This is a genomic window from Buttiauxella sp. (assembly GCF_035271705.1).
Classification (GTDB): Bacteria; Pseudomonadota; Gammaproteobacteria; order Enterobacterales; family Enterobacteriaceae; genus Buttiauxella.
The window spans coordinates 1-25,166 of sequence record NZ_DATERI010000016.1; the positions used below are offsets into that span (position 1 = coordinate 1).

Genomic DNA, 25,166 nt, shown 5'->3' on the forward strand with positions numbered 1-25,166 from the left:
AATTAGCGCGCATAAACTCGTCCAGCACGCCGGCTGTAAAGATCCCACGCTGCCCACCGCCTTCACAAACAATGGCAAGTTTTCCGGGACGAAATGCTTTTGACGCCAGCGGCGCAATATTGCCGAGCGTAACGGGTATTCTTTGCCCCACCCTGCTTTCCTTAATCTAAAGGATCTTTATTTTTGGTTGTTGGTCGATTTAAAACGCGAGAGCCAGTCTAAATAGACTGGCTCTTTGGTCTGTCTGAAATAATTATATACCTAAATAATTCAAGTTGTAGGAAGGCGACCAGACCGTCAGTCCCCAGCAGCATAGATAACTATGTGACTGGGGCGAACGGGGGCAGTCAACGCACCTACCGCTTGAAGTATGACGGGTATACTACGGGCGTTTTCGGCCCATAAACAGGCTAACCAAGAACAGAATAATACCTACCACGAAGACAATTTTTGCCGCACCTGCCGCGGTACCCGCAAGAGTACCAAAACCCAGTGCTGCAGCAATCAACGCAATGACCAGAAAAATAATGCCCCAACGAAACATAAGCCTCTCCTTATACCATAGTGAACCCGAATCGCTTCTGGATGGGTGCCTGATGTGCACCCATTGGCGATATTTGGTATTGATACTGCGTACGTACTTGCTCCTCCGGGGTACCAGAGGAGAAAGTTTCAGTGTGATCAGTTACTTCACTTTCAGGTCGTTTTTGACGCCTTTAACGCCATCAACTGCTTTTGCGATACTCTCAGCTCGCTCGGACTGTGCGTTTGACTCCACGGTACCCGATAGCTGCACAACACCTTCGGTGGTTTCAACTTTCACTTTGCGTGAAGGCACGATGTCGTCTGCTAAAAGTTTAGCTTTAATTTCGCTGGTGGTTGCAGTATCACCTGCATAACCGCTGACTGAATGATCAGCCCCGTCACGTACATGCAGTTTATCGCTGACAGAAGAAACCCCTTCCACGCCTTTGGCGGCCGTTACCGCTAACTCAGCCTGAGCCTGGCTTTCAACGAACCCGCTTAACGTCACGATTTTCTTATCGGTTTTCACCGAAATATCCGTACTTTTAATATCTTTGTGATCGACAAGAGCCGCCTTCACTTTCGCAGTGATAGCGCTGTCATCCATGAAATTACCGACGTCTTTTACAGAGCTATCAATTTTTTCGCCTGCTGTATTGGCTGCAGATTCCGTTTTGTTCAGCATGGTGTCTTCAGCCAGCGCACTACCGCTTGCCAGCACAGAACCCAGAACAACAGCTAACAGAGTTTTAGAAATCTTAGTCGTAGTCATAGTCATCGATTAATTCCTATTGTTTGCTCGCAATTTGAGCACAAGCCGCGACGTAACGGCTTTCTATGTGAGTCAGGCCAGTACGACAGCCTAAAAATTTCCAATCAGTTTTTAATAACGCCATTCGAAATCAGAGTGGATGAACTCGCCATAAAGCTTCACTTACCTGGCGGATTCGACCAACTAATTTGTCAGTGGTTTGTTAAATATAGACAACTATCACAGAATTGCATGATGGGAGTGGTTGAAAAACAGACGATGCGTGACGAAATGGGGGAATTTAAGAACATTCCGTAAGGGATTAATAAGACGGGAAAAGTAGCAGAGCGCGGCGGCTGCCGCGCTCTGAGAGGGTTAATCGTTAGAGTTTAACCCAGGCATCACTCCAGTTGGTTCCCGTTGCTGGTGCATAGGCCCACTCAGCACCAGCACACCAACCTGAATACGGGAACGGCTTGCATTCATAGACGTTACCATCGGTCGCTAACACCTTAGTACCCGCGGTGTATTTGCCGCTTTGTGCCGGATAAACGTAGTCGTAACCTGCACCCGGCTCAGGTGTTGGCTCAGGTTTATCCTGCGCATTCACCTGCAGTACGGTGTTACCCGTTGCACGCAGATAACTCTGGTCGGTCACAGTGACTGACAATGAATGAGATTTTGTCTCAGCCGTTGCAGGAGAAGAAACGACCAACGTATTGCTGTTTATGCCGCTGATTACCGTCAGATCCGCAGGCACTTTCCAATTCCAGCTCAGCTGTTGTGCGGTGCTGTCAGCGTCAGTAGCGCTTGCAACGATAGTCACCTGGCTGCCCGCAGTAACCTGTTGAGTTGCCGGAACAGAAACCGTTGGTGCCACTGGCTTGCTGGCATCCACTACAGAGATGGAGGTATCCGAGGTCGACGTCAATTTGCCATCACTCACCGTCAGACGGAAGGTGTAGGTTGCCTGCTGTAGCGGAGAAGGAACATTAAAGGTCGCACGAGCTGCCTGTGCATTGCTTAAGGTAACCGCAGGACCACTGACTTGTGTCCACTGCCAGGTTAACGCATCGTTATCCGGATCGGTGGAAGCAGAACCATCCAGAGTCACCACACCCAACTGAGACATGCTCTGATTCACCCCCGCATTCGCCACGGGTGGACGATTGCCAGTTGGCTCAACACTACCGCTGGTAGTAAATGGCGAGAACACATCGCTGTAGCCATAAGCGGGAACCTGGTCAGCTGTCATGCCGCTGTGCTCTGGAGAAACCTGCTTCTCAACACCCGGACGGTCACGCATCATCGACCATGCGCCAATCATGCCAATTTTGTGCTGCTTCGCATGTTCATAAACGCGGTGCGCATCTGAAAGATAGAACACTTCACCCTGAACATCGTTATAACCAATCATTGGCGTGGTGCCGAGCATTGCATAAACTTCGCTGGAGCTCTTCTCAGGCCAAATGGCTTTCACCTGGGTGTAAAGATTGTCCACGGCAGAGGTCGCACATTTACTGTGGATGTCCTGGCCTTCTTTACCTTCGGACTGGCAAACAGAATTACCGTAATCCATGGTCATGACGTTAACACCCGCCAGCTCAACCCCTTTCGCTTTCGCATCTTGCAGGACGTAAATCCCTTCTTGCGTCAGACCAGTAGGCAGAATCGGTAAGGTATACCAAACCGCGATGTCACGACCTTCTTTTTTCCACTGTTCCTGTACAGCTTTCACCGCCTGGTTGCGACGCTGAATAGATTCGTGATCGGCAACCCAGGTGCCTTCGATGTCAAAATCCAACACTTTCAGGTTCAGGTTATCGACGATATCGTAATAATGTTGCTGAAGGTCGGAGACAGTTTTACAGCTTGCTGCCAGCGGGCTGTTGTTCGCCCCACCGATAGAGACCATCACGTCACCACCAGCTTCACGCAGGGCTTTGATTTTGCTGTATTGATTGTAGTCACCCATGCTGTAAGCCGTACCCCAAGTCGGGATACAAGTATTCGCGTCTTTAGAAACCACGAACGCCAGCGTGTAATGGGTAATATTTTTGCTTTGTGCAAGTGATGCCAGATCTGGAATGCTGTTCAGCGTGAAATCAACATACGGTGCATAGAACTGTTTCGGCCAGGCGGATTTCGGTGTGCCCACGCGAGACTTAGCATTTCCCCAGTCGACATACGCGCGCCACGGAGAAACAGCATCAGGGGTAACATTTTTAACCTGCCACTGAGCGGTATAAGGTGTGCCATTAACAGTCACTAGCGCATCAGCAGAATAAAGCGTGCTGAGATTCATCGCAGGAGCGGCTTTTGCCTCAGCTTCAGTGATTGTCGTGGTTTTCCCTAAAGGATACCAAGGCTGACCGTTATTTTTGGTTGGGTTTTGATTAGCTTCTAAAGCAGGATCGGCATTATTAGTATAGAAGAGAGCTTCATAAGACTGACCATTACGAGTAACAATATCACCGGCATTATAAATCGTACCCATCACCCATGCTGGCGTAGGTTGCCAGAGTTTCCATGGGTTGGCTTTACCCGGTATAAATGAATAAGCAGCGACGGCAGCGCTTGTTTTATATGTTGAACCGTCGACGGAAACTTTGTCTCCAGCAGAATAAGACTGACTTGAATTAAACGCAGGCAGCGTGGCATCATCAGTGCTTCCTCCCGCAATATCACAACTCACTGGATTACCATACTGAGATAATTCTTGGGCCGTTGCCGCGCGAGTTAAACGCCACGGGTTATTTGCCTGATCTTGCTCGGCGGTACCTGGACATTGTGATGCCCCTACCCACCAACTATTGGTGTAAACGTTCCCGTTAAAGATAACATCAAAATTATTACTCCCTTCCTGACCATTCCAGGCTTCAAGTGCCAGGCAAGATGACGCCATGCACAAAGCGCTCATGCCAAACATGGCACGAGTCAGCATATTCATTCGCATAATTTAATTCCTCTGGATATATGACGATATTCAGCAATAAAAATAAAAACAACCTGCTGATATTACCACATCGCGTAATAGACGACAGACACACCAATTTTAAATAAATTATTAAGTAGAGATACATTAAATGTATGAAAGGAAATATCAGAATGGATTTTCAATATATTTACTGGGCGAATGAATTATTGAAATGCATATTAAATATAAATAAAAGGCTTCTATATAATAGAAGCCTTTTTATTAAATAGACTGGCGAGAAATTAATGCTCGCGAGTTTTACGGAAAGTCACTTCAGGATAACGATCTTGCGTCAGGTTCAAGTTCACCATTGTTGGAGCGATGTAAGCGAGGTTATCGCCACCATCAAGCGCCAGTTGCATTTCGTTTTTCCGTTTGAATTCTTCAAACTTCTTCACGTCGGTGCTTTCAACCCAACGCGCCGTCGAAACGTTGACCGACTCGTAAATCGCTTCAACGTTGTATTCACTCTTCAGTCGCGCCACAACCACATCAAACTGCAGCACACCGACCGCACCGACAATCAGATCGTTGTTGGCGATTGGGCGGAATACCTGTACCGCGCCCTCTTCAGAAAGCTGAACCAAGCCTTTAAGCAACTGCTTCTGCTTCAATGGGTCGCGCAGACGAATACGACGGAACAGTTCCGGTGCGAAGTTCGGAATACCCGTGAACTTCATCATTTCACCCTGGGTGAAAGTATCACCAATCTGGATAGTGCCGTGGTTGTGCAAGCCGATGATGTCGCCAGGAAAAGCTTCTTCAACGTGCGAGCGGTCACCGGCCATGAAGGTCAGCGCGTCAGATATCACCACGTCTTTACCGGTACGAACCTGGCGAAGTTTCATGCCTTTTTCGTATTGGCCGGAAACCACACGCATAAATGCCACGCGGTCACGGTGTTTCGGGTCCATGTTGGCCTGAATTTTAAACACGAAACCAGTGAATTTATCTTCTGCTGCTTCAACTTGACGGGTGTCAGTTTTACGCGGCATTGGCGCTGGAGCCCATTCAACCAAGCCATCGAGCATATGGTCAACGCCAAAGTTACCCAATGCAGTACCGAAGAAGACTGGGGTCAGTTCGCCTTCAAGGAACAGCTCACGGTCAAATTCGTGAGAAGCACCCTGTACCAATTCCAGCTCATCACGCAATTGCGCAGCCAGGTCTTCACCCACGGCGGCATCGAGATCCGGGTTATCTAACCCTTTAACGATACGCACTTCCTGAATGATGTGGCCTTTACCGGTCTGGTACAGATAAGTTTCATCTTTATAAAGGTGATAAACACCTTTAAACAGCTTGCCGCAGCCGATAGGCCAGGTGATGGGTGAACACGCAATTTTCAGCTCACGTTCCACTTCATCCATCACTTCCATCGGGTCGCGGATATCGCGGTCGAGTTTGTTCATAAAGGTGAGGATCGGCGTATCGCGCAGACGGGTCACTTCCATCAGCTTACGAGTACGATCTTCTACACCTTTCGCGGCGTCAATAACCATCAAACAGCAGTCGACAGCGGTCAGTGTACGGTAAGTATCTTCGGAGAAGTCTTCGTGCCCTGGGGTATCAAGCAGGTTGACCAAACAGTCGCGATAAGGGAATTGCATAACGGACGTAGTAATCGAGATACCACGCTGCTTTTCCATTTCCATCCAGTCAGATTTAGCATGCTGGCTGGAGCCACGGCCTTTTACCGTACCCGCAGTTTGAATCGCCTGTCCGAACAGCAACACTTTTTCAGTGATGGTCGTTTTACCGGCATCCGGGTGAGAAATGATCGCAAAAGTGCGGCGTTTCCCCACTTCTTGCAAAAAAGGAGACAAAGTCATAATAAAATCTTCTGTGAAGTGCGCACAGGCGTAGCTGAGCGGCAAATGAACGTTACCTGGTGGCTATTTTACCCATCAGGTCAGGTTTAACAATGGAGTCGTCAATTACACAACAATAGCTCCAGTTCACTTAGTGAGGTCACTTCCCAGGTCGGCGCGATGCTTTCCGGTAAGTTTCGTCCGTGGGCGTTCAGCCAACAGGTCGCAATTCCCGCGTTTATACCGCCCAGAATATCTGATTCTGCGGTGTCGCCAACCATCAAAACGCGGTCCCGTGGCGGGTGGCCCATTTTCTCAAACGTAAAATCAAAGATTTTACGATCGGGCTTCGCGACGCCGACTTGCTCTGAAATCACCAGTAAGTCGAAATAGTCTCGCAGGCCGGTGCGCTCAAGGCGAATTTGCTGCAACGCAGTGAATCCGTTGGTAATAATACCGATTTTGACTTTATCTTTTAGGGCATTAAGCAACGAAACCGCACCGGGTAATGGCACGCATATTTCAGCCATCGCGTTCAGAAATGCGGCGTTTAGATCACCCGCAGGTACTGACAATCTTTCCGCCCAGCCCTGGAAACGTTGGTGCTGTAAATGCAGCGCACTGATGGCACCGTTCTGGTAATCGACCCACAAAGGTTTGTTAATCGCCTGGTAAGCCTGGAAATCTTCAGCAGTAAACGTCACGCTATAATCAAGAAACATCCGCTGTAAACCGCCAAAAGCGTCAAAGGTAAATAACGTTTCGTCAGCATCAAATAGTATCCAGTCCCAGTTCATCAACACACCTTTTAAAATTTATACCCTCAATCATTCCAGTTGCGGGTCAGTGAGTGCAGCCAACATCCCGCAACTTGAAGGATCACGCGATTTTCAGCCTAACGGTAATGCCATGATGATGGCATCTTCGCGACCCTCTTTTGCCGGGTAGTAATTACGGCGGATGGTCGCCTCGTTAAAGCCCAGGCTCTCATACAGTGCAATCGCTGCCGTATTTGACGCGCGCACTTCAAGCCACAGGGTAAACACATCTCGCGCTTCCAGTTCGCTGATTAAATGCTCCAGCAACTGGCGACCCAACCCTTGCCGTTGATAAGCAGGATCAACCGCAATATTAAATAATGTCGCCTCATCCAGCACGACTTGGGTCACCGCAAACGCCGCCATTTTGCCGTCTACATCAAGACGCAAATTAAGATAGCGATCGCCCTCGTTGCTCGCGAAAGTTTTTTCACTCCATGGGAAAGCATGGCTGCGTTGTTCGATGGCGTAAGCCAAGCTCAAGTCATTTGTGCTGAGGGAAGAAATCGTGTTCATATTCGCAAATTTGCTGCCATAGCGCCTGTCTTGCCGCGCCATTCTGATAAAGCTCGTTTAATTCGGGGGTCGCAAGCTGCGCACCTGAAATGGAGAGGGGTTCACTCACTCCCAGCCGCCAACTATTACAGCGGCTTTCGCCAGGCAGCATCGCGGCGCGTTCAGGTGTCAGTTGCATGACCTGCTGTGCATCCAGATTCAAACTGCGCAACACATCGTTCACCAACGGGTCGCTTAAATCTGGAAGGTCTTCGGCAATCATCAGCAGCTTAACGCTTTCATGCAGTGAGACTGCAATTTCGCCCTGCAACGCAGCCGGGCGTCGCAGCTCCCACTGGGTAATGCCCAGTTGTTGTAACAACCAGTCACGTCGCAAAGGTATTTGGGGCATAGCGAAACCAGGGTGAGAGTGCCAATTGGGGCGCAAATATAGCAAATTCATCGAATGTGCGCCATTAAAGCTCTATAATCCCGGTTCTGATTTCCCAGGAGTAATTTGATGACTGCGTTAACCCCGGCAAGTGAAGTGCTGCTGCGCCATAGCGATGATTTTACCGAAAGCCGCGTGCTGTTTGCCGGTGACTTACAAGACGACCTGCCTGCCCGTTTCGAAACGGCTGTAAGTCGCGTCCATACCCAACAATTTCACCATTGGCAGGTGTTGAGCGCTCAGATGGGCGAAGATGCACAATACGGCCTGGTGGCAGATGCCAGCACGATTGGCGACTGCAACACCCTGATTTATTACTGGCCGAAGAATAAGCCAGAAGCTCAGTTCCAATTGATGAATATTCTTTCGCTGATGCCAGTCGGTAGCGACATTTTTGTGGTGGGTGAAAACCGCAGTGGTGTGCGCAGTGCTGAGCAAATGCTCGCAGAATTCAGCCCGCTGAATAAAATTGATAGTGCGCGCCGTTGCGGTTTCTATCATGGAAGCCTTGAAAAACAGCCACAGTTTGATGAGCATTCCTGGTGGGATGAGTATCAACACGACGGCTTGACCGTGAAAACACTGCCGGGCGTATTTAGCCGTGACGGCCTGGATACCGGGAGCAAATTGCTGCTTTCCACGCTGAAGGCACATACCAAAGGCAAAGTACTGGATGTCGGTTGCGGTGCTGGCGTGCTGGCGGTAGCACTTGCTAAACATTCTCCAAAAGTCCGCCTGACTTTGTGTGATGTTTCCGCACCTGCTGTCGAAGCTAGCCGTGCCACACTTGCAGCCAATGAGATTGTCGGCGACGTTATCGCCAGTAACGTCTATTCCGAAGTGAATGGTCGTTTTGACATGATTATCTCTAATCCTCCGTTCCATGATGGCCTGCAGACCAGCCTTGATGCGGCTCACCAGTTGATTCGTGGTGCCGTTCGTCATCTGAATATGGGGGGGGAATTACGTATTGTGGCGAACGCCTTCCTGGCCTATCCGGACGTGCTGGACGAAACCTTTGGCAACCACGAAGTGATTGCTCAAACGGGTCGATTCAAAGTTTATCGCTCAGTTGTTGTGCGTGGTGTAAAGAAGCGCTAACACACTGCTGTGCCGCTTTTTGCAGCGATTAGAAAAGCGGCGCCAAATTAACTGTTGACGACGCGCAGAAAACATCTAGAATGCGCCTCCGTGGTTACAATACTTCGGTGTTGTGGGTATGCGAAGGTGGCGGAATTGGTAGACGCGCTAGCTTCAGGTGTTAGTGTTCTTACGGACGTGAGGGTTCAAGTCCCTCTCTTCGCACCATTAACCACGCAAGATATCGTTCGCACTGCGCGAAGGTGGCGGAATTGGTAGACGCGCTAGCTTCAGGTGTTAGTGTTCTTACGGACGTGAGGGTTCAAGTCCCTCTCTTCGCACCAATGCGAAGGCGATATCAGATAAGTTTTGAATTGCGAAGGTGGCGGAATTGGTAGACGCGCTAGCTTCAGGTGTTAGTGCTCTAACGGGCGTGAGGGTTCAAGTCCCTCTCTTCGCACCAATTCTTATCCTTTTTTGCACATATAGCTTGCTCATCTTCCTCAGCTTTACTTCCTTATTTCATCACTCCCAGATTCATCATCACCAGCGCAAGCCCACTGGCAAATGCAACGCATGATGGCAACAACACAAAATGACGTAACCGTTTATGGTAGAGCATCGCTGTGGCCAGCACTAACCCCAGTACAATCAGCACCCGCCACTGACTAAAAGAAAGATCCAGATATAACAATGCGACGACGATCCCTCCAGGTATCAGCACACCCCATGCGCTTTCTAACTGCCGTTGTAACATCATTGCCATCTCGATAACTGTAAATGATAACCAATATCATATGATATATTTTCTCGTTTGTCAGCGATAGAGTGCTCAATGTTTGTTTACATTAGAGATGCTAAGGATATTTCATCATCTGGTGACAAAATTTCATTTAAGTGATAAATTTAGCGCCGATTTAAAATGTACGATTAATAACCACATAATTAGTCTAAGTAATCACATTTATTATTTATTTTATAATACAATTCAATGGCATAACATTAGGGTCGAGTCGAAAAAACTATCTGATATGACAGCAAAAAATTGGCTTGCCTTACTCAAAGGGAAACATCAACTCTCTTTACGTTTATTTTTATTACTAAACGCATTTTCTGCCGGATTTAGTATGGTGTGGCCTTCAGCCAACACTCAACACCTGACCGTCCCCATAATCATGGTACTGGTGATAAGCCTTCTATGCCTGTTCTTGCAGCTCCTCAACAAAAAAATGCTGATCAGCATTAACGCTGTCTCGTTAATAATTGGCTCACTTTGGGCATGGCATATCTATACAAAAGTCAGTGCTATGCCGATAGCAGATCTTAATTTTTTAATTATTGCCTTATTGTCGGTATTGTTTATTGGCTCGATCTCTTTTATTAATAATATACAAGCGTTTACTGCCTCATGCCTCCCCGTGATATTGATAGTATTTTGGCTCGATCAAGGGAATCATTGGCCACAGATTTTATATTCAACTCTTCTCCCAGTCATTGGCATTACTATTCAGAATATCATTCATCAACGTAATGATAATTTTACTCGTCGCTTAATGGACAAACTGCTCAAAGAGAAAGAAACCCTTAGCGATTTGAGTATGTTAGACCCTCTTACTGGCTTGTATAACCGTCGAGGGTTTCAAAACCGTCTTGAGACTGTACTGACCGTTGGAACCGGCACGCATTTTGTGTTGCTGCTGGATATCGATCATTTTAAAGCTTACAACGACAATTATGGTCATAGCATGGGCGACCAGGCTTTGACGCATGTATCTGCCGCCATTCGCGATGCTGTGCGTTCCCGCGATATTGTCACCCGCTACGGTGGTGAAGAGTTTTTGGTGTTGCTGACCAATGTCGATGCCGAGCAGGCTTTGCAAACTGCTGAACGGATCCGCCAGCGGGTTTATGATTTAAAGATCCCACATTTGTTTAATGATGATGTTGCCACTCACGTCACCACAAGTATTGGTCTTGCAGAACTCGAGCAGCAGAACATTGAAGAAGCGTTACGCCAGGCTGACAGTGCTCTTTATCGGGCAAAGCGCCAGGGCCGTAATAGCATTTTGAGCAGTGAGTCACTGCAGCCCTCCTGAACCAAGATCCCACATCAGCACCCCACGCACAAAAGAGTCTTGCTAAAGGCTTTACCTATAGATAGGATTGGCAATCATTATCATTTGTATTAGTGGTCTTGTTTGTCGATGGTTTTACAGTCTTCTCCATTTTTAGATGAATTTGCATGGCAGTCGCCATTTACCTGTTCGCAGTCGACGCAGGCAGATGAGTTACGCGCGCATTTCATCACCCATCGGCCCTATTTTAATGACATCATCAAACTCAATGAACCCGCTCCAGCAACCAGTCAGACGTTATACCAATGGGCACAACCCGCGGCGTTAACCTCTCTGCTCGCCTGTTACAGCGACCATATTTATCGCAACCAGCCACAGCTTGCCCGTGAGGGTAAACCGCTGAAATCACTGTGGGCACAATGGTATCTTGGCCTGTTGGTTCCACCGCTGGTTATGGCACTGATAACTCAACCCCGAGCGCTGGATATAGACCCACAACATATTCATGTCGAATTTCATGAAACGGGCAGAGCCGCTACTTTCTGGATAGACGTGCAGGAAGATATCGTGGCAACCACGTTGCCGTTGCAGCAACGCCTGGAAAAACTGTTGGTTGCAGGGCTAATACCTGTCATTGATGCGCTGGAAAGCACCGGTGAGATAAATGGAAAACTCATCTGGAGCAATACGGGATATTTGCTGAATTGGTTTTTTGGCGAGCTCAGAGAGTTACTTGATGAAGCGACAATTGCGCAATTGCGCCACGCCTGTTTCTTTGAAAAACAGTTGAGAGATGGACGAGATAATCCCCTTTACCGCACGGTAATCCCACGCGAAGGTTTATTGGTCCGTCGTACCTGCTGCCAGCGCTATAAGTTGCCAGATGTTCAGCGTTGCGGTGACTGCACCTTAAAGTAAAACGGCGAGTTTCCCCACCGTTTCATCTCACTCTATGGTCCTACTTTTAAGCCGCCTGTTGGCTCTCTTCGCCAGACGCTTTCTGTGCTTCTTCCGCTTCCTGCGCCAGCAACTGCTTCTCGTACACTTTAAAGAACGGGTAGTAGATAATGCCGGAAACTACGGCCAGCAGAATAACCAGAATCGCCGCACGGAAATCCCAACCCAGCGCCCATGCCGCACCGATTGGCGCAGGAGCTGTCCACGGTACAACAGAAATCACACGGCCAATCAAATCCATCTTCATTGCACCCCATGCCAGCACAGCATTAACCATGGGTGCCAGCAAGAAAGGAATGAAGAACACTGGGTTCATCACGATTGGTGTACCGAAAATCACCGGCTCGTTAATGTTAAAACAGGTTGGAACGATACTGAGACGACCAATAGAACGCAGGTGCGCAGATTTACTGCGCAGGTAGCAAAGGACCAGCCCCATGGTTGCGCCCGAACCACCAACAACGATGAAGAAGGTCCAGAACGCTTCCATAAAGATGTGTGGCAGTGGCGCACCTTGTGCCAATGCGCTCTGGTTCATCCCAAGGTTTGTCAGCCAGAACATTTGCAGCATGCCAGAAACAATCGCTGCCCCGTGGATCCCTGCAAACCACAGCAAGTGGCCAATCAGTACCGCCAGCAGAATTGCAGGTAATGAGTCAGCAGCCGATACCAGAGGTTTAAACACCGACATAATCGCTTGCGGGATCAGCATGTCAAACTGCGACTGAATCAATAGGCTCAACGGGTAAAGTGTCAGTACTACAACCAGCACCGGGATCAACAGATCAAAGGAGTTTTTGATCATCGGTGGAACCTGTTCTGGCAGTTTGATCCCAATATTGTGTGCTTTCAGGAACCGCATCATTTCGACGCAGTAAACAGCCACCAGAATCGCAGTAAAGATCCCCGTGCCGCCCAGGCTGTCGACGGGCAAAGTCCCTTTCGTTTTAGGTGCTGCCACGAGCAGGAACGCCATCAGCGAAAGCATCGCGCACATGAAGGGATCCAAGCCGTGCGACTTCACATAATGTTTACCAAGGTTATAGGCAATAGACGCACAAATGTAGATAGACATAATGCCCATCGTCATATCAAACGGCGTCAGAATTTGCCCTTCAAATTGTTTTGCCATATCCAGCCACGCACGCGCAAACCCCCAAGTGGTGTCAGGTGAGAAAGGTGGATATGCGAAGACCAACAGGAACGAACCGACAATCATGAATGGCATCGCAGAAATAAACCCATCACGAATCGCCATGACGTGGCGTTGTGAAGAAATTCTCCCAGCGACTGGACTCACGTAGTTTTCTACAAAGCGGAAAATCAGATTAAAGGCTGCATGATTCGATGACATAGCGAGGCTCCTGTCAGGCTTTCAACGTGAATGTTTCTGCGGGAAGAATATCGCCGCGCAACAGTCCGTAGTTAATATAATTGATCCCCGTAGCCGGGACCTTTTTAGATACAGCTTTAATGTCTAAAACACTGGGAGAGGCATCAGTGGCACAGCATAAAAAAATAGGTTTCATAGGCTGCTCTTATTATTGGGTACAGGTGTGTGACCGTTTCAGTATTCATCGCCTTTTCTTACTCTGCAACCGGTTACTGAAACCGGTTGCAGTGATTGTGAAGAAGATCCAGAAATCGCTGAAACTTTGACTTATTTAGGCATTTCACATCACAGCAATGCTTATTGGCTCAACGTCTTTAGAGCACGTATAAATCAATGTTTACTGGTTTACATCTAGCACTGCCTTATGCCAAATTATTTGCTACCAAGCATGGGAGAAAAACATGAGCCTGCAGTCAGTCCGGCAATTCTTTGCCGAAAACGCTCCGGATATCAACATTATAGAATTAGAACAAAGCACAGCCACCGTTGCTCTGGCAGCTGTAGCCCACAACGTTGAACCGGGCCAAATTGCTAAAACATTGTCGTTGAAAGTTAAGGATCAAGTCGTGTTGGTCGTCGCGAAAGGTGACGCGCGTCTGGATAATAAAAAACTCAAAGCCGCTTTGGGGGCAAAAGCCCGCATGCTTTGTAGCGATGAAGTGGTTATCTGGACGGGTCATCCGGTAGGGGGTGTGTGTCCATTTGGCCTGGAAAACCCGTTAACTGTTTACTGTGATATTTCGTTAAAACAGTATGAAGAAGTCTTGCCCGCGGCGGGTGCTATTCATAGTGCCGTGCGTATTTCCCCTACTCGTCTGGCTGATCTTACTGCCGCACAGTGGGTCGATGTTTGCCAATAACCAGATGACTGAGGCCAGACTTGCGAACCTCAGTCATCGTTTCTTCATATTCCCTTGTGATACGGCGGTAAATTCAGCTCCCGCATCCCATGCTCACTGAGCATCCACGCATACAATTCAGCCTCCGTATTCAGTGCTAGCCGACGCAGAGCACTACTTTTTTGCGCACTGATAGTTTTGTAACTTTTCTCAAGCAGTGTCGCAATTTGGGACAGTTGCCACCCTTTACTAAGGAGCCGTAAAACACGACGTTCTGCAAAAGTTAAGTTGGTATTCGGCAGCGTATCACTGGATGCGTTAACCGCTTTTTCCTGCAATAGATGCCGGCTGATTCTTTCGATTTGGCCGCCGCTGTTAAATACATGTTCGATAATACTGCTCATCGGTTCATATAAAGAAAGCAACGCAGTGTTGGCCGTCAACAACCGTTCAATGGCAATATTCAACAAATTCGCTGGGAGAGTGAAAACCCACTCCACTTGCCGATACTGGTTTTGTAAATGATTGAAGAAATCACAGGCTTCGAACATTTCCTGCAAAGTGCTATCCAGCTCAATGACCACGACATCGACATACAGCAAATCCTCTGGCTTAAGATCTAAATAATTATCCAAAAGAATGAGTGACGATTTCTCAGCGTGTTCCTTCATCAGAAACTGAAGGCCTTCTCTCATTAGGGGCCGTTTACTCACGACTAACGCACGGCAAAATGGGTTACGCAAAAAGATCTTTGCTTTGCTTTCCTGCATAGACTTATCCCTTTAAAACAGTTATTTCCCTAACAGCGTGCAACCCAGGACGTGGAGATCTTTCTCACACTGCAGCCCGAGTTTTTCCATCGCATGTCTTTTATGCGCACTCACGGTTCTGATATTGCGCCCTAAACTCTGCGCCACCTGGCTGACGTTGTGACCCAGAAATAACTGCTCAAGCACCTGTGCTTCGCACACAGTCAGTGCACATGAGATTCTCTCGTCCAGAATATTCTTGATTATCGGGCTGGAAAGCATCGACATAGAGGAGAATGATTTTATTATTAAGTCGGTGAATGTCTCGGTTTCCTCATATTGAGAAACTATCACTCGCACACCCAAAGCAGAAATATAGTTCAGCACGCTAAGTGTGTGGTTACGCGTGTAAGCGATAATTGCGGCACTGGGTTGCACTGTTCGGCACCAGTTAATAAATTTTATCTCTTCAGCGAGCAGGGTTGAGTATTGACTGATATTCAAAACAACAAGCGAGCCAGGTGCCTTTAATACTTCACCATAAGCTTCATCAATCCTTTTGATATTATTGACTAACTTATTAGCTCCAGGTATAGATTTTAATTGATGAACAATCCCTACCGCCGTTAGCACACAGGGTACCACGACCATTATTTTCCAAGGTAAGTCACCCTCAGTAATTATACTTTCCATATCATTCCTTTGATTAATTAATAACATATCATTAAAATTATGACAGGGGAGTCATTCATGCATTAATTATATAAATAACAAAAACACTAAAATTATAATCCACACAAGGAAAAACTTAAATTACAAGAAAGGTTCAATGATGAAAGAGTATTTCAATTGATGACTATCATTACAAGTTATTCGTTAATAACAAATAATAATTAGCACTGCTAAAGGATATTTTAAATATAATTAAAGAGTACCTTTCCTCCGATTAAAGTGCTTTCAATTCACGCATCGGATGAAGACGAAAATCCTTCGGCGTCGTCCCTGTAAAACGGCGGAAAAAGCGCGAAAAATAGGTTGCATCACTAAAGCCAAGATAATCAGAGATCTGGCTAATCGTCATGCTGGTATACAGTAAACTGCGTTTGGCTTCGAGTAACACGCGTTGATGCAACACATTCAGAGCGCTACAGCCATAGAACTCATGACACAGGGTATTCAGATGCACACTCGATAAGCCCACTTCACTGGCATAATGCGTGACCGGTAACTGTTCACGATAATGGCCTTCAACCAGTTGGTTGAATTGATTAATGACTGCGCGTTTTCGCTCAACACGCGAACTACTGCTCGGAGTCGGAGCACACTGCCGATTGAGCCAGACCAACAGTGCGCTTATCAATGAATGCAACATCATGTCGCGCGCTTCCCCTGCGCCCTCATACTCGCTCTGTAAGGTACTAAACAACGTATTGATTTGCCTGTTTGAGCCTTTCACCGGTACGCATGTCGCTTGTGTAAGCACCTGCAAAGGGCGGCCAAACTGCTGTTCAAACTGAGCGATTAATGGAGCCGAGAACGACAGAGAATACCCCTGAGCCCCAGGAGAGAATTTAAAACCGTGCACGCACAATGCAGGCACCACCTGAATACAGGCATGCCCCACATGGTGCTTAACGCCCTCAATATCTATCTCCACCTGGCCTTTGTGCAAATAGAGTAATTGCACCAAATCGGCATGTTGATGGATACGAATGTGCCATTCATAAAGGCTGCTACGGCTGTGAATAGACTCACAATGCAGCAAATCTGCAGCAGGCCAGTTCCGGCTTTCGCCATACAGCTTAAATACCGGAATACTGGGGCTCAGATTCATGTCATCCTCTTTTTAGAGTGCAATAATCCACAGGTAACTACCTAATAAGTGTAGTTTATTCAACCAGCTCGAACGGTAAACCGACATAGTTTTCGGCAATAGTTGTTAATCCTGCGCGTGAAGTCAGGTAGTACTCACGATCCGCTTGCTGCATTTTACTGTCAAATTCATTCATGTCCGCAAAATCATGCAGAAGATGGGTCATAAACCAGCTAAAACGCTCGCCTTTCCACACCCGGCGCAAAGCCATCGGTGAATAGGTTTCCAGCAAATCGGTGCGCCCTTCGTGGTACACCTTGCTTAAAATCCGATAGAGATAATTCACATCAGAGGCGGCCAGGTTTAGCCCTTTTGCGCCGGTCGGTGGCACGATGTGTGCTGCATCTCCCACCAGGAAAAGGTTGCCATACTGCATCGGTTCAACCACAAAACTGCGTAACGGCGCGATACTCTTCTCAAGTGAGTGACCACTCACCAACTTATCAGCCAGATCTTTTGGCAGCCGCTGTTTAAGCTCATCCCAGAAGCGTTCATCCGGCCAGGCTTCGACGCTGTCGCTTAGCGGAACCTGCAAATAGTAACGGCTTCTGGTTAGTGAGCGCTGACTACATAAAACGAACCCGCGTTGATGATGGGCATAAATCAGTTCATGGTTAACCGGAGGTGTGTCAGATAACAAACCCAGCCAGCCGAACGGATAAACCCGTTCGTACTCGCGGATGACCCCCACTGGAATCGCTTTGCGTGAAACACCATGAAAACCATCACATCCCGCAATATAGTCGCAATCAATGCGGTAGGTTTCGCCCTGCTTTTCGAAGGTGACATAAGGTGAATCACTCTTCACATCAAACAATTGCATATTGCTGACTTCATACATCGTGGGTGCCGAGGTGTTGCAACGCGCTTCCATCAAATCACGTGTCACTTCAGTCTGGCCATATACCATCACCGTTTTGCCACCGGTCAACTCTTTGAGCGGGACGGGAATACGTTTTCCATCAACCAAAAACTCAACACCTTCATGGATAAGCCCTTCGGCATCCATTCTTTCACTGACCCCAGCTTCTCGCAGTAAATCTACGGTGCCATTTTCCAGAACCCCCGCGCGAATACGCCCTTTTACGTGCTCCGGTGTTTGTCTCTCCAGCACCACGTTGCTAATGCCAGCATTGTGAAGCAATTGCCCTAACAGCAAACCCGATGGGCCAGCACCAATTATCACTACCTGAGTTTTCATAAGGTACGCTCTCTGATAAGACGTTATATAAATGTTATTTTTATGTTTAACAAATTCGTGTTAGTGCATTTTTATCATCAGAAGAGCGGAAAAGAAGGCCAATATCCGTCTAAAACGTGCACTTTTCGAAAGTCACATCCAAAATGTGGACGAGCTCATATTTCGTCGTAAAAGTGTGCGAAATAAGTTATTACGCTAAATATTGATCTGGCGCGCCTGAGTCCAGGGGCGGCATAGGCTAAAAATGAAGAATGTTAAAATTTGAGCGACAGCTGTCGCTTATCACCTTTCATAGGCCAGGCATGTCGACAGATGTAAACCCACAACGTGAAGTCACCCGCCTCTGCATCCAGTGTGGGCTTTTTTTGCTGCAACACGGTGCGGAAAGCGCCTTGGTTGAAGAGCTTTCCAGCCGTTTAGGTCTGGCATTAGGAATGGATAGCGTTGAAAGCTCAATTTCAGCGAACGCCATCGTACTCAGTACCATCAAAGACAATCAGTGCCTCACCACGACTCGCAAGAACATCGACCGGGGCATCAACATGCACATGGTGACGCAAGTGCAACACATTGTGATCATGGCTGAGCATAAGCTGCTGGATCATAAAGATGTTTTAAAACGCTTTGCGCACATTAAACCGCTGCGCTATCCCCGTTGGTTAGTGGTGCTGATGGTCGGTCTCTCCTGCGGCTGTTTCTGTAAGCTCAATCAGGGCGGTTGGGATGGTGCAATGGTCGCCTTCCTTGCCAGTTCCGTGGCGATGTATATACGACTGCTACTCACTGCACGCCATTTGCACCCACAAATTAACTTCTGCATTACGGCATTTGTCGCGACCACCATTTCAGGCCTGCTCATTGCCAAAGGCCCGTTCGCCGCGACCTCAAACATTGCGATGGCCGCAAGCGTTCTGCTGCTGGTTCCTGGGTTTCCACTCATCAATTCCGTCGCCGATATGTTTAAAGGCCACGTCAACACCGGTCTTGCCAGATGGGCAATGGCGAGCCTGCTTACGCTTGCCACCTGCATTGGGGTAGTCATGGCGATGTCAGTGTGGGGGTTAAAAGGATGGGAGTAATCGACTTTTTGCAGGCGTTATTACAAGACATGACGCTGGCCGCCATTCCTGCCGTTGGTTTTGCCCTGGTGTTTAATGTCCCCCAGCGTGCTTTGCCGTATTGCGCACTGCTTGGCGCTATTGGCCACGGATCCAGAATGGCGATGATGACTGCGGGTATGAACATTGAATGGAGCACGTTTATCGCTTCACTTCTGGTGGGCAGCATCGGTATCCAGTGGTCGCGCTGGTTCCTTGCACACCCGAAAGTCTTTACCGTGGCGGCCGTTATTCCCATGTTCCCAGGAATTTCCGCCTACACCGCCATGATTTCAGCGGTGAAACTCAGCCACTTTGGTTACACCGAAGAGCTAATGATTCAATTGCTGACCAACTTCCTGAAGGCGTCGTTTATCGTCGGAGCATTGTCGATTGGCTTATCGATTCCGGGTTTGTGGTTGTACCGTAAACGCCCGCGAGTGTGATGTGTTTCAGGGCTTCGCTAACTCATCAGTGCGTTGCCCGCACAAAGTTGTTTTAATGTCATCAGGCCTGGGCGATACCAGCAGCCTGATGACTTTAAGGAGCCTTGCGTGGAAACCCACGAGATTTATCTTCCTGAGCGTTTTGATGACGCCAGTTTGAAAGAAAAGATTTTCTTCAGTGCCATTAGTTTGTTCGCTGAATTTGGCCTTAACGGCGCACGCATGGAGCAAATTGCAGAGAAAGCCAGCACCACTAAACGAATGGTGGTTTATCACTTCAAAAGCAAAGAGCTGCTTTATATTCAGGTGCTGGAATATGTTTACACCCAAATTCGCAGCTGTGAACGCAAGCTAAATCTGTCTGACCAACCGCCAGTAGAAGCGATGGTGGAATTGGTCGAATGGACATTTGATTTCCACGCCACGCATCCAGATTTCATTCGTATTATCTGCATGGAAAACATGCAGCGCGGGCGTTTCGTGAAAGAGTCGACTTACCTGCGCGAAATAAACCGCAGCGCACTGGAATTACTGGAAGATGTACTAACACGGGGGCAGGAAAAACAGTTATTCAACACCCTTGTCACCGCCAAAGATGTGCACCGTCTTATCAGTAGCTTTAGTTTCTACCATGTGGCGAACAGTTATACCTTTTCAAACCTTTTCGAGGATGGGGCGGAACCGGTTGATAGCACCTCCCATTACCGTGAAATGGCAGTAAAAGTGGTGCTGCGCTACATCGGCCCCTAATAAATCATGCTTTCTGGATACTTTAAGAACTCTCCAGGCTCCGAAGACCCCAGGGAGAGCGGTATACTCAACGAAAATTATCCTGCAATGCAGGTTATCGAAAAGAGTATAAGCAGATGAAAGCAAAAAATAAGGTTATGTGTGCTCTGGCACTGGCAGCTACCATATTTGCCAGCCAGTCGATGGCGGCAAGCTGGCAGGAGCAGCTCTCCAGTGCGGCAGCTGAATTAAGCAAAACCACCAGCAGCAGTTCTGACACCACGGGCAACTCTGCGACATCGCTGACCAGCCTGCTCGGCAGTGGTACTAGTGCACTGAGTGCCAGCACCATGACCAACGCTGCGGGTATTTTGCAGTACTGCATGAAGAACAAACTGGTTTCTGCCACCAACCCAGAAAACGTCAAAAATGAGCTTCTGGATAAACTGGGTCTGGAGAGCGAGACGAAACAAACTCAACCTCAAGATTACACCCAGGGTTTGATGGGGTTGTTGAACACCGGGAATGGCCAGCAGCTGAATCTGGAGACGATCGGCAGCTCACCGCTGGCAGAAAAAGTGAAAACTCAGGCGTGTGATTTTGTCCTGAAACAAGGCATGAATTACCTGGCTTAATTAATTCTCCTGCTCCTCATTCCAGGAGCAGGGTTTCAAAACATTTATTCCGTCACATTAATTTCCATCACCGCGTACACGCCATCACTGGGTAGCGTCACAGTAACATTCTGCAGATTAATCCCCGCAGCCAGAATAATTTCTCTGAGCTCAAAAAGCGTGCGCGGGTAAATCATCGTCCAGCCAATACAACGCAATGCAAAGTCAATTTGCGGACTGGTTTTAAGCATATTCGAAATAATCAACACGCCACCGGGTTTAACCAAACGTAGCGCGTGGCGAATAAAATGTACCGCCTGAGGCTGCGTGAAGTATTCGAAAATCCCTAACCCATCGACCAATTCAGCAGACTGCTCACCCAATTCCTGAACGAGCTTGTCACTGACAATCAGACGGTCGAATAAATTGCGCATTAACAGCTGAAAATGGTGCCCTTCCACCAGCCCATACTGCGTCGCCAACCCACGAGAAAACATCAGCGATTGCCTGTCATTGTCTATCAGCAATAAGGTGAATTTCTGCGACTTTAATTTTGCGCTGTGCAATGTTTTGAGAACCGGCACCGCCGCCCCGCAGGCGAGGCTAATCCAGTTTACATAGGTGTTATCATTGAGATGAAGATCGGCAATGGCGGCCATCACTTTTGCTCTTGAGCGAATGCCCCGCGCATCGTTGGCGTGAATAAACCACGGTCGGCTATTGAGATCCATTTCGCCACCGCTTATCAACCTCACCGCCAGTGGATGCTGCACAGCCCACAGCGCAAGCGCTGTCGGTACTAACTGACAACGCCATTCTTCCAGTGCGGGGCGAAAACGAAAAGCTTGTTCGGAGAGTTTGTTGCGGTAGCGGATCCGCCGCATCCCCTGGTTATCTAAGAAAATTTCTGGAGCTTCAAGCGTAGGATCGTTCACCAACTGTTGGTTGATGTCATTGATCTGCTCTAACACCTGATCCTTCAGTGGCCAGTTATCACTTATGTCACTGTAAGTGACGTGCTTAATGGCAAGATCCACGGGCACTGCCCCCGGGATCACTGAGAGAAAAGGTTGCCAGGGCATGTAGAACCTCTACAAAGATTTTCTTTCAGTGTAGAAAATCCATGGTGATTGGCCGTCAGCAGAAAGTTGTAATTTGTTGGCAGGATTACCGCCTCTCCACTGCTCGGCCACCACACTGACAAACTAGCTTAAATCAGCGCCGTTACTGGCGATGACTTTCTTGTACCAATAGAACGATTTTTTACGCGTACGTGCCAGCGTACCGTTGCCCTGGTCGTCGCGATCAACGTAGATGAAACCGTAACGCTTGCTCATTTCACCTGTCGATGCGGAGACCACATCAATGCAGCCCCATGAGGTGTAGCCGATAACCGGAATACCATCTTCGATGGCGTCAGCCATGGCTTTGATATGTTCACGCAGGTAGCTAATACGATAGTCATCGTTGATTTCGCCCTGCGCGTTGACTTCATCTTTCGCACCAAGGCCGTTTTCTACCAGGAAAAGTGGCTTCTGGTAGCGATCGTACATCATGTTCATGGTAATGCGCAGGCCAAGTGGGTCAATACCCCATCCCCATTCACTCGCTTGAATATACGGGTTTTTCAGGGATTTCACGATGTTTGCCGCATTGCTGTTGAGCTCGTTCATATCACCCGAGGCACAACGCGAAGCGTAGTAACTGAACGAGACAAAATCGACCGTATTCTTGAGGATTTCGTCATCGCCTGGCTGCACTTCTAGCTCAAAACCTTTCTCGCGGAACAGACGTTTAGCGTACGACGGATAAGCACCACGCGCCTGCACATCAATAAATAACAGGTTCTCACGATCTTTCTCAAGTGCTGCCCAGACATCTTCAGGCTTGCAAGAGTACGGATAGAAATTCCCCCCCGCCAACATGCATCCGACCTGATTGTTTGGGTTAACTTCGTGAGCAATTTTGGTCACTAAAGCACTGGCGATCAGTTCATGGTGCGCTGCCTGGTATTTTACTTGTTCTTTATTATCGCCTTCTTCGAATACCAGACCCGCGCCAGAGAACGGAGCGTGCAGTAAGATATTGATTTCGTTAAAGGTAAGCCAGTATTTCACCAAGCCATCAAAGGCTTCAAAACAGGTACGAGCGTAATGGGTGAAAAACTCCACCATTTTGCGGCTGCGCCATGAACCATATTCCTGCACTAAATGCATCGGGACATCAAAGTGGCACAGTGTCACCAGCGGTTCGATATTATGCTTTTTGCACTCAGCAAACAGATCACGGTAAAAAGCGATACCTTCCGCGTTTGGCTCTTTCTCATCCCCTTTAGGGAAAATGCGGCTCCAGGCAATCGAGGTACGGAAAACGGTAAAACCCATCTCTGCCATCAGGGCAATATCATCTTTATAGCGATGGTAAAAATCGATAGCCTCGTGGCTTGGGTAAAATTCATCATCACGCAGTGCAAAGCGTTTTTCTAAACCGAGCTTCACCGCCAGGCGATGCTCGCCGTGTGGGATGGTATCTACCGTTGAAAGCCCTTTACCGCCTTCAAGGTATGCGCCTTCAGCCTGGTTGGCAGCGATGGCGCCGCCCCATAAAAAGTCATCAGGAAAAATTGATGCTGACATAAAATCCCTCTTCTTAGTTAGTTAACGTTTACAGCATGTTGCGGTGCAACAACGGCGTTTGGCTGGATTGGCTCTTTCTCATCGCTTTGCTCCACAGGAATGTCTTCAAAGCCCAGAATTAATGTCAGGAAGAAAGAGAGCACCACGGCCAGAATCATCACGCCAAACACCCACACAATACTCATTGGATTGGCTGGATCAAAGAACTGCACGCTGGTGAACAGACCCGGAGATGCCATGGAATGGCTCGCCAGCCCACCGATTCCTGCGACAGCGCCGCAGGCAAAACCACTGATTAATGCCGCAATCAGTGGGCGTTTCAAACGTACGGCCACACCGTAAAGCGCAGGCTCTGAAATACCCGCCACTATCGCCGATGCCGCAGCAGCGAGTGCCGTCTGGCGCAACTCAGGGTTCTTGGTCTTCCATGCCACAGCCAGTGATGATCCCCCTAAAGAGAGGTTGGCACCAATTTCAGATGGCATCACCATGCCTTCTTTGCCCGTTTCAGCAATGGTTTGAATAATAGACGGTGTGAATACGCGGTGCATACCCGTCATCACTAACAGCGGCCACAGGGCGCCCATGATCGCCACCGACAACCAACCCAGATAGCTGTGAATGGTGTAAACCAGTGAAGAAATACCGCTACCAATCCAGATCCCCAGCGGGCCAATCAGCATGATGGCGATGGGTGCTGAGATCAGTACAATCAGCATCGGTTTCAGGAAGTTTTTGGTCACCGCAGGTGTAATACGGTCAACCCATCTTTCGATGTAAGAGAGCAACCAGGTCATGCACAACGCCGGGATCACGGTATAGGTGTATTTCACCGCCGTCACCGATAACCCCATAAATTCAACTTGTTGGCCTTGTGCCGCTTTTGCCATCAGGTCAACAAAGTTTGGGTGTACCAACACACCGGCGATAGCGATTGCCAGCGACATATTGGTTTTGAATTTTACCGCCGCCGACGCGGCAACCATCACCGGCAGGAAGAAGAATGCGCCATCACCAATCACATTGAGGATGATGAGCGTGGATGACCCTTTACCAAATACACCGGTCATATCAAGAATCATGGCCAGTAGTTTAACCATCGACCCGCCGATAATAGCGGGTATCAACGGCGACATGGTGCCAATCAGCGCATCCAGAATCCCTGCCCCGATACGTTTCAGCGTAATTTTGTTTTTGCCGTTAGCAGGTACCGTCGGTTGCATGCCTTCTGGCAGCAGTTTCAGCACTTCGGCATACGCCTGGGACACCGTGTTACCGATAATCACCTGGCACTGATTTTCGCTGCGAACGACGCCCATCACACCGTTGATAGCTTTTAGCTTTGCGGTATCTACACGGCTATCGTCGTTTAACACAAACCGCAAACGCGTCATGCAGTGTGTCACCGCACCCACGTTATCCGCACCACCCATTGCGTCGACTATCGACTGAGATACTACCGCGTAATTCTTAGCCATGAGTTACCACTCTTTCGTATGACACTCTATTTTTGTATTTAAATTCATTAAGTTATGAATATTCGTTCCGGTATCGCCGCATCGACTAGTAGGGGTCTGAGAAATAGGTAACCGGTTCCACATTAGATTGACCATGTTAAACTAACAGATCAAACACTAATTTTATTGATT

At 48.2% G+C, this 25,166-nt stretch carries 24 protein-coding genes, 3 tRNA genes and 1 pseudogene; 11 read left to right on the plus strand and 17 right to left on the minus strand.

All coding sequences use genetic code 11. The features are described 5' to 3' along the window. From VJY99_RS01390 to VJY99_RS01425, 8 genes and pseudogenes are all read right to left on the minus strand, one after another. Positions 1 to 151 (minus strand): annotated as a pseudogene (locus tag VJY99_RS01390) (patatin family protein); the annotation flags it as partial. Between the two features lie 231 nt (positions 152 to 382). Then, positions 383 to 544, minus strand: a complete 162-nt coding sequence (locus VJY99_RS01395; RefSeq protein WP_064513877.1) for a DUF1328 domain-containing protein — start codon at positions 542 to 544, stop codon at positions 383 to 385. A gap of 141 nt (positions 545 to 685) precedes the next feature. After that, complete coding sequence (osmY, locus tag VJY99_RS01400) at positions 686 to 1,303, minus strand: molecular chaperone OsmY (protein WP_324115630.1); 618 nt, start codon at positions 1,301 to 1,303, stop codon at positions 686 to 688. A gap of 355 nt (positions 1,304 to 1,658) precedes the next feature. Beyond that, on the minus strand, positions 1,659 to 4,232 hold the full coding sequence (locus VJY99_RS01405) for a PKD domain-containing protein (RefSeq protein ID WP_324115632.1): 2,574 nt from the start codon (positions 4,230 to 4,232) through the stop codon (positions 1,659 to 1,661). Positions 4,233 to 4,495: 263 nt separating this feature from the next. After that, positions 4,496 to 6,085 (minus strand): peptide chain release factor 3, encoded by a 1,590-nt coding sequence (gene prfC, locus VJY99_RS01410; RefSeq protein ID WP_324115634.1) that lies wholly within the window; start codon positions 6,083 to 6,085, stop codon positions 4,496 to 4,498. Between the two features lie 101 nt (positions 6,086 to 6,186). Then, complete coding sequence (gene yjjG / locus VJY99_RS01415; protein WP_324115636.1) at positions 6,187 to 6,861, minus strand: pyrimidine 5'-nucleotidase; 675 nt, start codon at positions 6,859 to 6,861, stop codon at positions 6,187 to 6,189. Positions 6,862 to 6,954: 93 nt separating this feature from the next. After that, a complete protein-coding gene (rimI, locus tag VJY99_RS01420) occupies positions 6,955 to 7,398 on the minus strand; it encodes a ribosomal protein S18-alanine N-acetyltransferase (RefSeq protein WP_324115638.1) in 444 nt (147 codons plus the stop codon). Then, complete coding sequence (locus tag VJY99_RS01425) at positions 7,367 to 7,789, minus strand: DNA polymerase III subunit psi (protein WP_414641554.1); 423 nt, start codon at positions 7,787 to 7,789, stop codon at positions 7,367 to 7,369. Before VJY99_RS01425 ends, rimI begins: the two co-directional genes overlap by 32 nt. Before the next feature lie 108 nt (positions 7,790 to 7,897). Between VJY99_RS01425 and rsmC the strand changes: the two genes are divergently transcribed. The 4 genes from rsmC to VJY99_RS01445 all read left to right on the plus strand — a co-directional run bounded on the left by rsmC (position 7,898) and on the right by VJY99_RS01445 (position 9,371). Continuing rightward, the gene (rsmC, locus tag VJY99_RS01430; RefSeq protein ID WP_324115640.1) at positions 7,898 to 8,929 is read left to right on the plus strand and encodes a 16S rRNA (guanine(1207)-N(2))-methyltransferase RsmC; all 1,032 of its coding nucleotides are present in this window, start codon (positions 7,898 to 7,900) and stop codon (positions 8,927 to 8,929) included. A 120-nt stretch (positions 8,930 to 9,049) separates the two neighbouring features. Further along, positions 9,050 to 9,136, plus strand: a tRNA-Leu gene (locus VJY99_RS01435). Positions 9,137 to 9,165: 29 nt separating this feature from the next. Beyond that, positions 9,166 to 9,252: transfer RNA gene (locus tag VJY99_RS01440), tRNA-Leu, on the plus strand. Between the two features lie 32 nt (positions 9,253 to 9,284). Continuing rightward, positions 9,285 to 9,371, plus strand: a tRNA-Leu gene (locus tag VJY99_RS01445). Positions 9,372 to 9,425: 54 nt separating this feature from the next. On the opposite strand, the gene VJY99_RS01450 is transcribed toward VJY99_RS01445, so the two are convergent. After that, positions 9,426 to 9,665 (minus strand): DUF1435 domain-containing protein, encoded by a 240-nt coding sequence (locus tag VJY99_RS01450; RefSeq protein ID WP_324115693.1) that lies wholly within the window; start codon positions 9,663 to 9,665, stop codon positions 9,426 to 9,428. A gap of 274 nt (positions 9,666 to 9,939) precedes the next feature. Between VJY99_RS01450 and VJY99_RS01455 the strand changes: the two genes are divergently transcribed. Both VJY99_RS01455 and fhuF read left to right on the plus strand, forming a co-directional pair. Further along, positions 9,940 to 11,004, plus strand: coding sequence for a GGDEF domain-containing protein (locus VJY99_RS01455; protein WP_324115642.1), 1,065 nt, complete (start codon positions 9,940 to 9,942; stop codon positions 11,002 to 11,004). Positions 11,005 to 11,112: 108 nt separating this feature from the next. Continuing rightward, complete coding sequence (fhuF, locus tag VJY99_RS01460) at positions 11,113 to 11,901, plus strand: siderophore-iron reductase FhuF (protein ID WP_324115644.1); 789 nt, start codon at positions 11,113 to 11,115, stop codon at positions 11,899 to 11,901. Positions 11,902 to 11,947: 46 nt separating this feature from the next. Here fhuF and VJY99_RS01465 read toward each other — a convergent pair whose 3' ends face one another. After that, positions 11,948 to 13,294, minus strand: coding sequence for a PTS sugar transporter subunit IIC (locus tag VJY99_RS01465; RefSeq protein WP_324115646.1), 1,347 nt, complete (start codon positions 13,292 to 13,294; stop codon positions 11,948 to 11,950). A gap of 440 nt (positions 13,295 to 13,734) precedes the next feature. Between VJY99_RS01465 and VJY99_RS01470 the strand changes: the two genes are divergently transcribed. Continuing rightward, on the plus strand, positions 13,735 to 14,193 hold the full coding sequence (locus tag VJY99_RS01470) for a YbaK/EbsC family protein (RefSeq protein ID WP_324115647.1): 459 nt from the start codon (positions 13,735 to 13,737) through the stop codon (positions 14,191 to 14,193). A 44-nt stretch (positions 14,194 to 14,237) separates the two neighbouring features. Here VJY99_RS01470 and VJY99_RS01475 read toward each other — a convergent pair whose 3' ends face one another. The 4 genes from VJY99_RS01475 to pobA form a co-directional block, all read right to left on the minus strand. Beyond that, positions 14,238 to 14,843, minus strand: coding sequence for a helix-turn-helix transcriptional regulator (locus VJY99_RS01475; RefSeq protein ID WP_324115649.1), 606 nt, complete (start codon positions 14,841 to 14,843; stop codon positions 14,238 to 14,240). Positions 14,844 to 14,963: 120 nt separating this feature from the next. After that, on the minus strand, positions 14,964 to 15,614 hold the full coding sequence (locus VJY99_RS01480) for a helix-turn-helix transcriptional regulator (RefSeq protein WP_324115651.1): 651 nt from the start codon (positions 15,612 to 15,614) through the stop codon (positions 14,964 to 14,966). Between the two features lie 253 nt (positions 15,615 to 15,867). Next, a complete protein-coding gene (locus VJY99_RS01485) occupies positions 15,868 to 16,755 on the minus strand; it encodes a helix-turn-helix domain-containing protein (RefSeq protein ID WP_324115653.1) in 888 nt (295 codons plus the stop codon). 55 nt (positions 16,756 to 16,810) lie between these two features. Beyond that, positions 16,811 to 17,995 carry a 4-hydroxybenzoate 3-monooxygenase gene (gene pobA, locus VJY99_RS01490; protein WP_324115655.1) on the minus strand — a complete coding sequence of 395 codons (1,185 nt, stop codon included), beginning with the start codon at positions 17,993 to 17,995 and terminating at the stop codon, positions 16,811 to 16,813. A gap of 302 nt (positions 17,996 to 18,297) precedes the next feature. On the opposite strand from pobA, the gene VJY99_RS01495 reads away from it, so the two are divergent. The 4 genes from VJY99_RS01495 to VJY99_RS01510 all read left to right on the plus strand — a co-directional run bounded on the left by VJY99_RS01495 (position 18,298) and on the right by VJY99_RS01510 (position 20,902). Then, entirely contained in the window at positions 18,298 to 19,074 is a 777-nt protein-coding gene (locus VJY99_RS01495; protein WP_324115657.1) for a threonine/serine exporter ThrE family protein, read from the plus strand. Then, positions 19,065 to 19,538 (plus strand): threonine/serine exporter, encoded by a 474-nt coding sequence (locus VJY99_RS01500; protein WP_324115659.1) that lies wholly within the window; start codon positions 19,065 to 19,067, stop codon positions 19,536 to 19,538. Before VJY99_RS01495 ends, VJY99_RS01500 begins: the two co-directional genes overlap by 10 nt. Positions 19,539 to 19,646: 108 nt before the next feature. After that, positions 19,647 to 20,288: a TetR family transcriptional regulator gene (locus VJY99_RS01505; protein WP_324115661.1), complete on the plus strand. Its 642-nt coding sequence runs from the start codon at positions 19,647 to 19,649 to the stop codon at positions 20,286 to 20,288. Between the two features lie 116 nt (positions 20,289 to 20,404). Next, positions 20,405 to 20,902 carry a DUF2501 domain-containing protein gene (locus VJY99_RS01510; protein WP_324115663.1) on the plus strand — a complete coding sequence of 166 codons (498 nt, stop codon included), beginning with the start codon at positions 20,405 to 20,407 and terminating at the stop codon, positions 20,900 to 20,902. 44 nt (positions 20,903 to 20,946) lie between these two features. Here the strand turns inward: VJY99_RS01510 and VJY99_RS01515 are convergent, their stop codons facing one another. The 3 genes from VJY99_RS01515 to ascF form a co-directional block, all read right to left on the minus strand. Further along, a complete protein-coding gene (locus VJY99_RS01515) occupies positions 20,947 to 21,918 on the minus strand; it encodes a class I SAM-dependent methyltransferase (RefSeq protein ID WP_324115665.1) in 972 nt (323 codons plus the stop codon). Between the two features lie 168 nt (positions 21,919 to 22,086). After that, positions 22,087 to 23,517, minus strand: a complete 1,431-nt coding sequence (locus VJY99_RS01520) for a 6-phospho-beta-glucosidase (protein ID WP_324115667.1) — start codon at positions 23,515 to 23,517, stop codon at positions 22,087 to 22,089. Between the two features lie 17 nt (positions 23,518 to 23,534). Further along, on the minus strand, positions 23,535 to 24,995 hold the full coding sequence (ascF, locus tag VJY99_RS01525; protein ID WP_324115669.1) for a PTS cellobiose/arbutin/salicin transporter subunit IIBC: 1,461 nt from the start codon (positions 24,993 to 24,995) through the stop codon (positions 23,535 to 23,537). Between the last annotated feature and the right edge of the window lie 171 nt (positions 24,996 to 25,166).